The 12854-nt window shown below is 63.6% G+C and carries 9 protein-coding genes; 5 read left to right on the forward strand and 4 right to left on the reverse strand.

Features of this window, described 5'->3' with window-relative positions:
* Positions 1-23 precede the first annotated feature (23 nt).
* A complete protein-coding gene (locus TO66_RS09660) occupies positions 24-1052 on the forward strand; it encodes a quinone-dependent dihydroorotate dehydrogenase (RefSeq protein WP_044462124.1) in 1029 nt (342 codons plus the stop codon).
* Between the two features lie 127 nt (positions 1053-1179).
* On the opposite strand, the gene rmf is transcribed toward TO66_RS09660, so the two are convergent.
* Positions 1180-1395, reverse strand: a complete 216-nt coding sequence (gene rmf, locus TO66_RS32395; RefSeq protein ID WP_002553055.1) for a ribosome modulation factor — start codon at positions 1393-1395, stop codon at positions 1180-1182.
* A gap of 555 nt (positions 1396-1950) precedes the next feature.
* On the opposite strand from rmf, the gene rlmKL reads away from it, so the two are divergent.
* A complete protein-coding gene (gene rlmKL / locus TO66_RS09665) occupies positions 1951-4212 on the forward strand; it encodes a bifunctional 23S rRNA (guanine(2069)-N(7))-methyltransferase RlmK/23S rRNA (guanine(2445)-N(2))-methyltransferase RlmL (protein ID WP_044462125.1) in 2262 nt (753 codons plus the stop codon).
* Positions 4213-4327: 115 nt separating this feature from the next.
* Positions 4328-6727 (forward strand): diguanylate cyclase, encoded by a 2400-nt coding sequence (locus tag TO66_RS09670; RefSeq protein WP_044462126.1) that lies wholly within the window; start codon positions 4328-4330, stop codon positions 6725-6727.
* Positions 6728-6778: 51 nt separating this feature from the next.
* Here the strand turns inward: TO66_RS09670 and dacB are convergent, their stop codons facing one another.
* Positions 6779-8239 (reverse strand): D-alanyl-D-alanine carboxypeptidase/D-alanyl-D-alanine-endopeptidase, encoded by a 1461-nt coding sequence (gene dacB, locus TO66_RS09675; protein WP_044462127.1) that lies wholly within the window; start codon positions 8237-8239, stop codon positions 6779-6781.
* A gap of 233 nt (positions 8240-8472) precedes the next feature.
* On the opposite strand from dacB, the gene TO66_RS09680 reads away from it, so the two are divergent.
* On the forward strand, positions 8473-8817 hold the full coding sequence (locus TO66_RS09680) for a YggL family protein (RefSeq protein ID WP_044462128.1): 345 nt from the start codon (positions 8473-8475) through the stop codon (positions 8815-8817).
* 339 nt (positions 8818-9156) lie between these two features.
* Here TO66_RS09680 and TO66_RS09685 read toward each other — a convergent pair whose 3' ends face one another.
* Positions 9157-10347, reverse strand: coding sequence for a benzoate/H(+) symporter BenE family transporter (locus tag TO66_RS09685; protein WP_044462129.1), 1191 nt, complete (start codon positions 10345-10347; stop codon positions 9157-9159).
* 293 nt (positions 10348-10640) lie between these two features.
* Here TO66_RS09685 and TO66_RS09690 point away from each other — a divergent pair, with 293 nt between their 5' ends.
* The gene (locus tag TO66_RS09690) at positions 10641-11405 is read left to right on the forward strand and encodes a GntR family transcriptional regulator (protein WP_044462130.1); all 765 of its coding nucleotides are present in this window, start codon (positions 10641-10643) and stop codon (positions 11403-11405) included.
* Positions 11406-11537: 132 nt separating this feature from the next.
* On the opposite strand, the gene guaD is transcribed toward TO66_RS09690, so the two are convergent.
* The gene (gene guaD / locus TO66_RS09695; RefSeq protein WP_044462131.1) at positions 11538-12842 is read right to left on the reverse strand and encodes a guanine deaminase; all 1305 of its coding nucleotides are present in this window, start codon (positions 12840-12842) and stop codon (positions 11538-11540) included.
* Positions 12843-12854 lie beyond the last annotated feature (12 nt).

The following is a 12854-nucleotide window of genomic DNA, read 5'->3' on the forward strand; positions in this document are numbered from 1 at the left end:
CCGCCACCGAGTCAAGCCCGCCCATGTATACCCTGGCCCGCCAGCTGTTGTTCAAACTCTCCCCGGAAACCTCCCACGATCTGTCCCTGGACCTGATCGGCGCGGGCGGGCGTTTGGGCCTTAACGGCTTGCTGTGCAAGGCGCCGGCGCAGATGCCGGTGAACGTCATGGGCCTGGACTTTCCGAACCCGGTTGGCCTCGCGGCGGGCCTGGACAAGAACGGCGCGGCCATCGACGGCTTCGCCCAGCTGGGCTTCGGCTTCGTCGAGATCGGCACCATCACCCCGCGTCCGCAGCCGGGCAATCCCAAGCCGCGGATCTTCCGCCTACCGGAGGCCGAGGCGATCATCAATCGCATGGGCTTCAACAACCTGGGTGTCGATCACTTGCTGGCCCGGGTGGCGGCGGCCAAGTACAAGGGCGTACTGGGGATCAATATCGGCAAGAACTTCGATACCCCGGTCGAGCGCGCGGTGGACGACTACCTGATCTGCCTGGACAAGGTGTATGCCCATGCCAGCTACGTGACAGTCAACGTCAGTTCGCCCAACACCCCGGGCCTGCGCAGCCTGCAGTTCGGCGAGTCGCTCAAGCAGCTGCTTGGCGCCCTCAGCCAGCGTCAGCAGGCACTGGCGGTGCAGCATGGCAAGCGGGTGCCGCTGGCGATCAAGATCGCTCCGGACATGACCGATGAAGAAACCGCCGAAGTGGCGCAGGCCCTGATCGAAACCGGGATGGATGCAGTCATCGCCACCAACACCACCCTGAGCCGCGTGGGCGTCGAAGGCATGGAACATGGCGACGAGGCGGGCGGCCTGTCCGGCGCGCCGGTCCGCGACAAGAGCACCCACACGGTGAAAGTGCTGGCGGGTGAGCTGGCCGGGCGGTTGCCGATCATCGCGGTGGGCGGCATCACCGAAGGCAAGCATGCAGCGGAGAAGATCGCCGCCGGGGCCAGCCTGGTGCAGCTGTATTCGGGCTTCATCTACAAGGGCCCGGCGCTGATTCGCGAGTCGGTGGATGCGATCGCGGCCTTGCGTCGAGGCGCGTGACCTTTTGCGCGGCCAATAAAAAGGGCTCCTGAAAGGAGCCCCTGGGCCGCAGCCCGCCGTCCGGATGGGACGTGCGTGGTTAAGTCGTTACGTATTCAGATTTTGGTGTCGGAATGTGTGCCCTGTTTTAGCCGACGGCGTGAAGTTCGTTGAGTCTGTGGATCCCCGCAGTGCCGGTCATACCGTCCCAGTTGTCGCCGCGTCCTTCGCGCCAGCCATTGATCCAGGCTTGGCGTACTGACGGTAGAGTAAATGGGCAAAGCTCACGGGACTTGCCATGAACGCCATACTGATATCCGCGCAAAAATGCTCTTTCCAACGGATCACGCTTAAGTCTTCTCATAGGGTGTTTCCCTCACTTGTTGACTGTCTTATGTCCCGTCGGCCTCGTCTGAGGCCGGGCAGAATGCTTCTGCCGTTGGTGCTCGCTGCCGGCGTCGCGAGCGTGGTGTTGGCGTCGTTGCGGCGCCAACCTGAGTTGATTTCTAACCAATGCGTCACAACGTGTGAATGATCGTTTTGTCATAAGGACGTAACGATACTGGTGGTAAGGCCATAAGAATGGCCTGCCTCTTGAACGGGCGATCAGGCAAACCTCGCTATGATCAGCCTCTTACTGAATGATGGGCTTAATGGTTTAGTGAGAATCCCATCCTGTTGCACTCGGGTATTATTCGATGAAAGGTCTACTTATGACCTTTTGTTACGCTGACTTTTTTATCTGCCCCGGCATCTAAGCTCTTTTGACCTCGATGGTCAGCGCAAGCGGTGAGCTGAACAGCAGGGGTGGGACGGCACAGACGGTGCCACGCGAGCGCTCTTCGAGAAAAGCGCTTGATTGAAAACCGGGCGGGCGATGCGTTGTCCGCTCATTTATTGCCAAAGGCCTTGAACTCCCATGTCGGATCGCTACGAACTCTTCCTCACCTGTCCCAAAGGCCTCGAAAGCCTGCTCATCGAGGAAGCCGCCGGGCTTGGCCTTGAAGATGCGCGCGAACATACCTCGGCCGTGCGCGGCATGGCCGACATGGAAACCGCCTACCGCTTGTGCCTGTGGTCGCGCCTGGCCAACCGGGTGTTGCTGGTGCTCAAGCGCTTCCCGATGAAAAACGCCGAAGACCTCTACGACGGCGTGCACGCTATCGACTGGCAGGACCACATGCTGGCGGATGGCACCCTGGCGGTGGAGTTCAGCGGCCACGGTTCGGGCATCGACAACACGCACTTCGGCGCCTTGAAGGTCAAGGATGCCATCGTCGACAAGCTGCGCACGCCGACCGGCGAGCGCCCCTCCATCGACAAGCTCAACCCGGACCTGCGCATTCACCTGCGCCTGGACCGCGGCGAAGCCATTCTCTCCCTCGACCTGTCCGGCCACAGCCTGCACCAGCGCGGCTACCGCCTGCAGCAGGGCGCGGCGCCGTTGAAGGAAAACCTCGCGGCGGCGATCCTGATCCGTTCCGGCTGGCCACGCATCGCGGCCAACGGTGGGGCCCTGGCCGACCCGATGTGCGGCGTGGGGACCTTCCTGGTGGAAGCGGCGATGATCGCCGCCGACATCGCGCCCAACCTCAAGCGCGAGCAATGGGGCTTCACCGCCTGGCTCGGCCATGTCCCGGCGTTGTGGCGCAAGCTGCATGAAGAGGCCCAGGCGCGGGCCCAGGCCGGCCTGGCCAGGCCGCCGTTGTGGATTCGCGGTTACGAAGCCGATCCGCGGCTGATCCAGCCGGGGCGCAACAACGTCGAGCGCGCGGGCCTGAGCGAGTGGATCAAGATCTACCAGGGCGAAGTGGCGACCTTCGAGCCGCGTCCGGACCAGAACCAGAAAGGCCTGGTCATCAGCAACCCGCCCTACGGCGAGCGCCTGGGGGACGAAGCCAGCCTGTTGTACCTCTATCAGAACCTGGGCGAGCGCCTGCGCCAGGCCTGCCTGGGCTGGGAAGCGGCGGTGTTCACCGGCGCGCCGGACCTGGGCAAGCGCATGGGCATCCGCAGCCACAAGCAGTATTCGTTCTGGAACGGCGCCTTGCCGTGCAAGCTGCTGCTGATCAAGGTGCAGCCGGACCAGTTCGTCACCGGCGAGCGTCGTACCCCGGAGCAGCGCCAGCTCGAGCGCGAGCAGGCCGAGGCCGACCAGGCGCCGGTGGTGCAGGAGCGCCAGTACAACAAGAACGGCAACCCGATCAAGCCGGCCCCGGCACCGGTGGTCGAGCAGGCGCGCCTGAGCGAAGGCGGGCAGATGTTCGCCAACCGCCTGCAGAAGAACCTCAAGCAGCTGGGCAAGTGGGCCAAGCGCGAGGGCGTCGAGTGCTATCGCGTCTACGATGCCGACATGCCGGAATACTCCCTGGCTATCGACCTGTACCAGGACTGGGTGCACGTGCAGGAATACGCTGCGCCGAAATCCGTCGATCCGGAAAAGGCCCAGGCCCGTCTGTTCGATGCCCTGGCAGCCATTCCCCAGGCGTTGAACGTCGACAAGAACCGGGTGCTGATCAAGCGTCGCGAACGCCAGAGCGGCACCAAGCAATACGAGCGCCAGAACGCCCAGGGCAAGTTCACCGAGGTCAACGAGGGCGGCGTGAAGCTGTTGGTCAACCTCACCGATTACCTCGATACCGGGCTGTTCCTCGACCACCGACCGATGCGCATGCGCATCCAGAAAGAAGCCGCCGGCAAGCGTTTCCTCAACCTGTTCTGCTACACCGCCACGGCCAGCGTGCACGCGGCCAAGGGCGGGGCACGCAGTACTACCAGCGTCGACCTGTCGAAAACCTACCTCGACTGGGCGCGACGCAACCTGTCGCTCAATGGCTTTTCCGACAAGAACCGCCTGGAGCAGGGCGATGTCATGGCCTGGCTGGAGACCTGCCGCGACGAGTTCGACCTGATCTTCATCGACCCGCCGACCTTCTCCAACTCCAAGCGCATGGAAGGGGTGTTCGACGTGCAGCGCGACCACGTGCAACTGCTGGACCTGGCCATGGCCCGGTTGGCGAGCGGTGGCGTGCTGTATTTCTCCAACAACTTCCGCAAGTTCCAGCTCGAGGAAAACCTCATGGCGCGCTACGCGGTGGAGGAGATCACCGCCAAGACCATCGACCCGGATTTCGCCCGTAACGGCAAGATCCACCGGGCCTGGAAAATCACCGCCCGCTGAGTCCGATTGGATCCACAGAGCCTTGATTTTCAAGGCTCTTTGCTCTAGCCAAATTAGTGGCGAATAGCTATAACTCAAGGCACGCTCACGTTCGCTGGTGTTATGAGTTTCGCTTATGTCGTTGCACTCGATGCGCCCGAAAATCCTGGGCTTTATCAGCGAAGATGTGTCGGCCTGGCTGGTCGCGTTACTGGTGTTGCTGGGAGGCTTCGTGCTGACCGGGCTGCTGGCCTGGTCGACGCTCAATCTCTATCAGCAGCAACTGCGGCAGCGTTTCCAGTTGCTGGCCAGCGAGCGCTATAGCCGCATCGAGGAACGCTTCGACGACCAGGAGCAGCGCCTGGACGGCCTCAAGCGTTTCTTCATCAATTCCGGCGCGGTCTCGCGCCAGGACTTCGACGGTTACACCAAGCCTCTCTTGCACCGCACCCAGGCCTATGCCTGGGCGCCGCGGGTCAGTGGTGCCGAGCGCGCGCTGTTCGAGCGCCGGGCCCATGAGCAGGGCGTGCCGGATTTTTTCATTGCCGACCTGAATGCCGATGGCCATTTGCAGCGAGCCGCCGAGCGCGATGAATACGTGCCGGTGCTCTACAGCCAGACCCAGAGCCCGCTGGGCTCGCCCCTGGGCTTCGACCTGCTGGGCCAACCGCTGCGACGCGACACCCTCGAGCGGGCGCGTTTGCGCGATGGCGTGGCGGTTTCGCAGCCGGTGCAATTGGTCGGCGTCGAGCCTTCCTTTGCGCGGGGCATCATCCTCGCCACCCCGGTCAGGGTGCGCGCCGATGCCGCCTTGCCGCTTCCCGAACCCCACGGTTATGTGATCGCGGTGATCAGCATGCGCCAGTTGGTGGTCGACGGTCTGCCCGAGCAGAACCATGACAACCTGTTCATGCAGATCATCGACCTGTCGACCGATGAAGCCTATGGCCGGCTCTATGAGTCGAGCAATGGCCCGGGGGACAGCCCGTTGGCCGTGAGCCGGGTGCTGAGCCTGGCCGACCACGATTACCAGGTGAATATCCGTCCCAGCGCGCTGTTCCTGCGGGCCAACCATTCTTCGATTACCAGCCAGGTCATCCTGGGCTGCCTGCTCAGCCTGCTGCTCAGTGCCTTGCTGTATGTGCTGGTCAGCCAGCGGCAACGGGCGCTGCGCCTGGTGGAGCAGCGCACCGCAGAGCTGCGGCAGCGGGAGCAGGAATTGCGCGGCACCCACGGGCAGTTGCGCAGCGTGCTGAACGCGGCGACCCAGGTGGCGATCATCGCCACGGACCTGCGGGGCGTGATCAGCACCTTCAACGCGGGCGCCGAACATATGCTTGGCTATGACAGCGCCGAGGTAGTGGGCTGCCGGACGCTGGACAGCCTGCACCTGCCCGAGGAACTGAATGTGCGGGCGCAAGCGCTCAGCCAGCGTTACGGTCGGCAGATTCCGATGTACCAGGCGATGCTGGTAGATGGTTCCGAGGAACGGGGCGAGGAAACCCGGGAATGGACCCTGGTCCGCCGGGATGGCAGCCACCTGGTGGTGAACATGCTGGCCACCCCGGTGCTGGACGACCACGGCCTGTGGGTCGGACACCTGGCCATCTGCATCGATATTACCGAGCGCAAGCGGGTCCACGAGGCGCTGGCGGCCCGCGACCGGCTGTTGAAAAAACTCAGCGCCCACGTGCCTGGCGGCATCTATCAGTTCCAGCTGGATGCCGGGGGACACGCCAGTTTCCCCTACGTCAGCGACGGCATCCGCGACATCTATGAGATCGAGCCGCAACAACTGCAACGGGACGCCGAGCCGGTGTTCGAGCGTATTCACCCCGACGATGTAGCCGCGGTACGTTCATCGATCCTGACGTCGGCGAAAAAACTCAGCCCCTGGCGCGAGGAGTATCGGGTGCTCCTGCCGCAGCGCGGCTTGCGCTGGGTGCGCGGCGAAGCGACACCGGAAAGACTGCCCAGTGGCCGGGTGCTGTGGCATGGCTACCTGACCGATATCTCCGACCTCAAGCGGGTCGAGGAAGAATTGCGCGCCTTGTCGGTCACCGACTCGCTGACCGGCATCTACAACCGGCGCTACTTCCAGGAGCGCCTGCGGGCCGAGATGGCCCGGGTCGAGCGCGGGGGCGGGCAGTTGGCGGTGATCATGCTGGATATCGATCACTTCAAGCGGATCAACGACCAGTACGGCCATGCCATTGGCGACAGGGTCTTGCGCGCTGTCTGTGATCGCATCAGCCATCGCCTGCGGCGCACGGATGTGTTTTGCCGGCTGGGCGGCGAGGAGTTCATGGTCCTGTGCCCAGACACCGATGGGCATCAGGCCTGCATCCTGGCCGAGGAGCTGTGGCGTGGGCTGCGCGGTTCGTCGATCGATGGCGTGGGCCTTGTCACCGCCAGCTTCGGCATCGCCAGCTGGCGTGAACAGGAAGGCGCCGACGGTTTGTTGTTGCGGGCGGATTCCGGGGTCTATGCGGCCAAGCAGGCGGGGCGCGACCGGGTCCAGGCCGAGCTGGCGTAAGGCGGGAATGGGGTGACGCGAGGTTGCCCGCGCGTCACTTCCAGAGGGGGCTTACAAGGCCGAGGCGGTGGCCGCCAGTTTCGGCTGGCGGTACAGGTCCAGCAGCACCTGATCGAGCACCGAGGAGGCACCCCAGGGTTTCGGATCGTTGAGGATCGCCACCACCGCCCAGGTGTTGCCGTTGCTGTCGCGGCTGTAGCCGGCGATGGCGCGCACGGTGTTCAGGGTCCCGGTCTTCACGTGGGCTTCACCGGACATGGCGGTGCGCTTCAGGCGCTTGCGCATGGTGCCGTCCATGCCGGCAATCGGCATCGAACTGATGAACTCCGCCGAATACGGGCTTCTCCAGGCCGCTTGCAGCATGGAAGCCATTTCCCGGGCGCTGACCCGTTCGGCACGAGACAGGCCCGAGCCGTTCTCCATCACCAGGTGCGGCGCGGTAATGCCTTTCTTCGCCAGCCACTGGCGCACCACACGCTGCGCGGCCTTGGCATCGTCGCCGTCGGCGTCGGTGCGGTATTGCGCGCCGAGGCTGAGGAACAGTTGCTGGGCCATGGTGTTGTTACTGTATTTGTTGATGTCGCGGATGATCTCCGCCAAGTCCGGCGAGAAGGCCCGGGCCAGCACCTTGGCGTTGGATGGAACGGCAGCCAGGCGGTCCTTGCCCTGGATGCTGCCGCCCAGTTCCTTCCAGATGGCGCGCACGGCGCCGGCGGTATAGGTGGCGTGGTCGAGCAGCGACAGGTAGGTCTGCGAGCTGCAGCCATCGCCCAGTTGGCCGTTTACGGTCACGGTGACGCTGCCATCGGCCTCGGTTACCGGGTTGTAGCGGACATTGCCGGTGCACTGCTTGCCGCCGACGGCCTTGACCTGATTGTCGATACGGATGCTGGCGATCGGCGGTTCGACGGAAATCAGCACCTTGCCCGAATCGTTGCGCGCCACGAAGCGCAGGGCCTTGAGGTTGACCAGCAGGGCATCGGGCTTGACCAGGAACGGTTTGTTCTCGTCATTGCCGTCGTCATTGAACTGCGGCAATTGCGGTTGCACGAAGAAGTTGCGGTCCAGCACCAGGTCGCCCGTCACTTGCTGCACGCCGTTGGCCCGCAGGTCGCGCATCAGCAGCCAGAGTTTTTCCATGTTCAGCTTGGGATCGCCGCCGCCCTTGAGGTACAGGTTGCCGTTGAGGATGCCGCCGCTCAGGGTGCCGTCGGTGTAGAACTCGGTTTTCCACTGGTGGGTCGGGCCGAGCATTTCCAGGGCGGCGTAGGTGGTGACCAGCTTCATGGTGGACGCCGGGTTAACCGATACGTCGGCGTTGTAGACCGTGGCCGTGCCCGGGCCATTGAGCGGAATCATGACCAGCGACAGGGCGTTGTCCTGCAGCTTGCTGGCCTTGAGGGCCTGCTGGACCTTGGGCGACAGAGTGGTGTTGACGGGGGCGGCGGAGACGGAAATGGCCAGGGGCAGAAGAAGACCGGCAAGAAACAATGGACGCAAAGATTTGATCATGTGAAGTAAAACCCTACAGCCGAGGGGAAAAAAGACGAGGGCATGACGATAAATTCCCTCGGTGGTCACAAAAGTGTCGGCATTATGCCCCAAGGTATAGCGGCTTGTGCCGTGCCACGGCGGGCTAATCCGCTATTTTTTTCCCAATGGCGCGCCGAGCTCCTCATAGAGTCAGGCAATCGGTTGCTTAAACTGTTAAAGTGCCGCCCGTTATTACTTATGAGGATTGTTCCATGGCCACTAACCGTTCCCGTCGTCTGCGCAAAAAACTGTGCGTGGATGAATTTCAGGAGCTGGGTTTTGAGCTGAACCTGGATTTCAAAGAGGATCTGGCCGAAGAGGCTATTGACGCTTTCCTCGACGCGTTCCTGAAAGAAGCGATGGAAGCCAACGGCCTCGGCTATGTGGGTGGCGATGACTTCGGCCTGGTTTGCTTGAGCAAGCGCGGTTCGGTCAGCGAAGAGCAGCGTGCCAAGGTCGAAGCCTGGCTCAAGGCCCGCCCCGAGCTGACCACCGTTGAAGTCAGCCCGTTGCTGGACGTCTGGTACCCGGAAAACTCGATCAATCCGGTAGCCTGATGCACTGAGCCGGTGGCCCGTCCGGGCCGCCGGCTCATGGCTGTCGCCGTACAGCCGTTGTCGATTTATTCCCCCCTTTCCAAACCTTTTAGAGCTCGGGCCTGTTTCCCGGGAATTCGCGTGGGTGGTATTCGTAGCTGCTGCCGCGGGAATGGATATAGCCCGTGTAGCCGCTGCCAAGCGCCAGCGAGGCTGCGATCGCTTGCGTAGCAGGCGCTGGCTCAGGCGAAGCGATCAATCGGACACAACGCGGCGTCAGGTTTTGCGGGGCGGCGTCGGAATGCCGCCCCACCCGATCGCCGCCTCGCCAAGGCTCGGCAGCGGCTTATATGGGACGGATCACGCCTTGTTCCAGTTCAGGATCATCAGGGTCAGCACGCCGGCGACGATGCCCCAGAACGCCGAACCGACGGAAAACAGGGTCAGGCCCGAGGCGGTCACCATGAAGGTGATCAGCGCCGCCTCGCGCTCCTTCGCTTCGCTCATGGCGATGCTCAGGCCATTGATGATCGAACCGAACAGCGCCAGGGCGGCGATCGACAGCACCAGCTCCTTGGGCAACGCCGCGAACAGCGCCGCCAGGGTTGCGCCGAAGATCCCGGCGATGCCGTAGAAAATCCCGCACCAGACCGCCGCGGTGTAGCGTTTGTTGCGGTCTTCATGGGCATGGGGCCCGGTGCAGATGGCGGCGCTGATGGCCGCCAGGTTGATACCGTGGGAGCCGAACGGCGCCAACAGCAGCGAGGCGATGCCGGTGGTGGTGATCAGCGGCGAGGCCGGGACGTTGTAGCCGTCGGCGCGCAATACGGCGACGCCGGGCATGTTCTGCGAAGTCATGGCTACCACGAACAATGGGATGCCGATGCTGATGGTCGCAGCGAGGGAGAAGTGCGGGGTGGTCCAGACCGGCGTGGCGACCTCCAGGTGGAATGCGCTGAAGTCCAGCAGGCCCATCACCCCGGCCAGCGCGGTGCCGACCAGCAGTGCGGCGAGTACCGCATAGCGAGGCGACAGGCGCTTGATCAGCAGGTAAGTGAAGAACATGCCCAGTACCAGGCCGGTGCGGTGCTGCGCGGCGACGAAGATCTCGCTGCCGATCTTGAACAGGATGCCGGCCAGCAACGCCGCGGCGAGGGAAGCCGGGATGCGCTTGACCAGGCGTTCGAAGCTGCCGGTCAGGCCGCAGAGGGTGACCAGTACCGCGCAGGTGATGTAGGCGCCGATGGCTTCGCCGTAGCTCACGCCGGACAGGCTGGTGATCAGCAGCGCGGCGCCCGGGGTCGACCAGGCGATGGTGATCGGGGTGCGGTAGCGCAACGATAGGCCGATGCTGCAGATCGCCATGCCGATGGAAAGGGCCCAGATCCAGGACGATATCTGGCCACTGGTCAGCCCGGCGGCCTGGCCGGCCTGGAACATCAGCACCAGGGAGCTGGTGTAGCCGGTCATCATGGCGATGAAGCCGGCGACTATGGCTGAGGGCGAGGTATCGGCCAGGGGGCGCAATGGCGCGAGGGAGGCATCGGACATGAAACGGCGTTCCTTGTTCTGGTGAAGGCCCTGTCATCCGCGAGCCAGGGGCAGGCGGGCGACGAAAACAGGGTTCAAGCCTAAACGTAAAGGCCGCCCTTCATTGCAATACAGCCAGGGCGGCAAATGGCCGTACAGTCGCGCCAATTGCCAGGGGCCAATACAGTTATTGCGAATGAACCCCATGGGTTGTGTACAATGTGCCAGTGTTTTTACGCGATACTTGTCAGCGACCCGCTGTGCCGTATTACAGTCACGGTCAATTCGCCGCCGTTCTCCCGACTCGAGTGCCCATGAACGAACAGTTGCAACCCCTCAAGAAACAACCGCGAGCAGGCAAGGCCGGTCGCAGCGGGACCCAGGACGATATTGTCTACGCGCATATCTTCGAGGCCATCCTCGAACAGCGCCTGGCGCCCGGCACCAAGTTGAGCGAAGAGGCGCTGGGGGAAATTTTCGGGGTCAGCCGTACCATCATCCGTCGTGCGCTGTCGCGCCTGGCCCATGAAGGCGTGGTGCTGCTGCGGCCCAATCGCGGCGCGGTCGTGGCCAGCCCGAGCGTCGAGGAAGCGCGCCAGGTGTTCATGGCGCGGCGGCTGGTGGAGCGGGCCATCACCGAGCTGGCGGTGCAGCATGCCACCGCCGAGCAGCTTGCCGAGCTGCGGCAGATGGTCAACGACGAGCGCGACAGCTTCTCCCGGGGCGATCGCGGTGCCGGTATCCGCCTGTCGGGCGAGTTCCACCTGAAGCTGGCCGAAGCGGCGAAGAATGCGCCGCTGATCAGCTTCCAGCGCAGCCTGGTGTCGCAGACGTCGCTGATCATCGCCCAGTACGAAAGCGGCAACCGTTCGCACTGTTCCTACGACGAGCACACCCAGTTGATCGACGCCATCGAGGCCCGCGACGCGGAGCTGGCGGTGAACCTGATGATGCATCACATGGATCACATCGACAGCAAGCTCAACCTCGACGAGGAAAGCGCCTCGGACGATTTGCACGCGGTGTTCTCGCACCTGCTGCAGACCAAGAAGCCGGGCCGTTCACCCGCCAAGCTCTGAGCCAGCGCGGTGCGCCCTTCGCGGGCATGGCAATTCTGTAGGCGCGAGGCTTGCCCGCGATGACGGCCTGAAAGGCACAAAAAATCCCCCGGAATCCAACGATCACGGGGGATTTTTTATGCCTGGAAGCCCTTAGCGCTGGTGCACCAGATTACCCGCGGCATAGGTTTGCGCCACGGTGCGGTCGTCGCCCAGGGTCATCAGCACGAACAGCGTCTCGGCAATGTCCTTGGCCTGTTTCAGGCGATAGCTCAGCAGCGGCGTGGCGTGGTAGTCGAGCACCAGGAAGTCGGCGTCGGTGCCCGGCTGCAGGGTGCCGATCCGCTCTTCCAGGCGTAGCGCGCGGGCGCCGCCGAGGGTCGCCAGGTACAGCGACTTGAATGGGCTCAGGCGGGCGCCCTGCAACTGCATGACCTTGTAGGCCTCGTTCAGGGTGTGCAGCAGCGAGAAGCTGGTGCCGGCGCCGACATCGGTGCCCAGGCCGACATTCAGCTTGTGCTTCTCGGCCATCGGCAGGTTGAACAGGCCGCTGCCGAGGAAGAAGTTCGAGGTCGGGCAGAAGGCCACGGCCGAGCCGGTCTCTGCCAGGCGCGCGCATTCGTCGTCGCACAGGTGCACGCCATGGGCGAACACCGAGCGCTCGCCGAGCAACTGGTAATGGTCGTACACATCCAGGTAGCCCTTGCGCTCCGGGAACAGTTCCTTGACCCACTGGACTTCCTGCAGGTTTTCGCTGATGTGGGTCTGCATGTAGAGGTCGGGGTATTCACCGAGCAACTGCCCGGCGAGGGTCAGCTGCTCCGGGGTGCTGGTCGGCGCGAAACGCGGCGTCACCGCATAGTGCAGGCGCCCCTTGCCGTGCCAGCGCTCGATCAGCGCCTTGCTTTCCAGGTAGCCGGATTCGGCGGTATCGGTCAGGTAGTCCGGGGCGTTGCGGTCCATCATCACCTTGCCGGCGATCATCCGCAGGTCGAGCTTCTCGGCGGCGGCGAAGAAGGCGTCCACCGATTGCGGATGCACGCTGCCGAAGACCAGGGCGGTGGTGGTGCCGTTGCGCAGCAGTTCCTTGATGAAGATATCCGCCACTTCCCTGGCGTGGTGCGGGTCGGCGAACTGGCTTTCGCAGGGAAAGGTGTAGGTGTTCAGCCAGTCCAGCAATTGTTCGCCATAGGCGCCGACCATGCCGGTTTGCGGCAGGTGGATATGGGTGTCGATGAAGCCGGGGGTGATCAGCGCGTCCGGGTAGTGGGTGATCTCGGTATCGGCGGCAAGGCTGGTGAGCAGTTCGCTGGCTGGGCCGATGGCACTGATCCGGCCGTTCTCGACCACCAGCAGGCCGTCCTCGAAATACTCGTAGGAGGCTTCGATGCCGACCTCGGCGGGGTCGGCGATGCTGTGCAGGAGGGCGGCACGGTAGGCTTTGCGAGTCAGAGGCATGGGGCAGTCTCG

This window comes from Pseudomonas sp. MRSN 12121, assembly GCF_000931465.1.
Classification (GTDB): domain Bacteria; phylum Pseudomonadota; class Gammaproteobacteria; order Pseudomonadales; family Pseudomonadaceae; genus Aquipseudomonas.

What these genes read in the sequence shown, in the direction of transcription:
- TO66_RS09660 (WP_044462124.1), top strand. Translation starts at nt 24, where the DNA reads ATGTATACCCTGGCCCGCCAGCTGTTGTTCAAACTCTCCCCGGAAACC.
- rmf (WP_002553055.1), bottom strand. Translation starts at nt 1,395, where the DNA reads ATGAGAAGACTTAAGCGTGATCCGTTGGAAAGAGCATTTTTGCGCGGA.
- rlmKL (WP_044462125.1), top strand. Translation starts at nt 1,951, where the DNA reads ATGTCGGATCGCTACGAACTCTTCCTCACCTGTCCCAAAGGCCTCGAA.
- TO66_RS09670 (WP_044462126.1), top strand. Translation starts at nt 4,328, where the DNA reads ATGTCGTTGCACTCGATGCGCCCGAAAATCCTGGGCTTTATCAGCGAA.
- dacB (WP_044462127.1), bottom strand. Translation starts at nt 8,239, where the DNA reads ATGATCAAATCTTTGCGTCCATTGTTTCTTGCCGGTCTTCTTCTGCCC.
- TO66_RS09680 (WP_044462128.1), top strand. Translation starts at nt 8,473, where the DNA reads ATGGCCACTAACCGTTCCCGTCGTCTGCGCAAAAAACTGTGCGTGGAT.
- TO66_RS09685 (WP_044462129.1), bottom strand. Translation starts at nt 10,347, where the DNA reads ATGTCCGATGCCTCCCTCGCGCCATTGCGCCCCCTGGCCGATACCTCG.
- TO66_RS09690 (WP_044462130.1), top strand. Translation starts at nt 10,641, where the DNA reads ATGAACGAACAGTTGCAACCCCTCAAGAAACAACCGCGAGCAGGCAAG.
- guaD (WP_044462131.1), bottom strand. Translation starts at nt 12,842, where the DNA reads ATGCCTCTGACTCGCAAAGCCTACCGTGCCGCCCTCCTGCACAGCATC.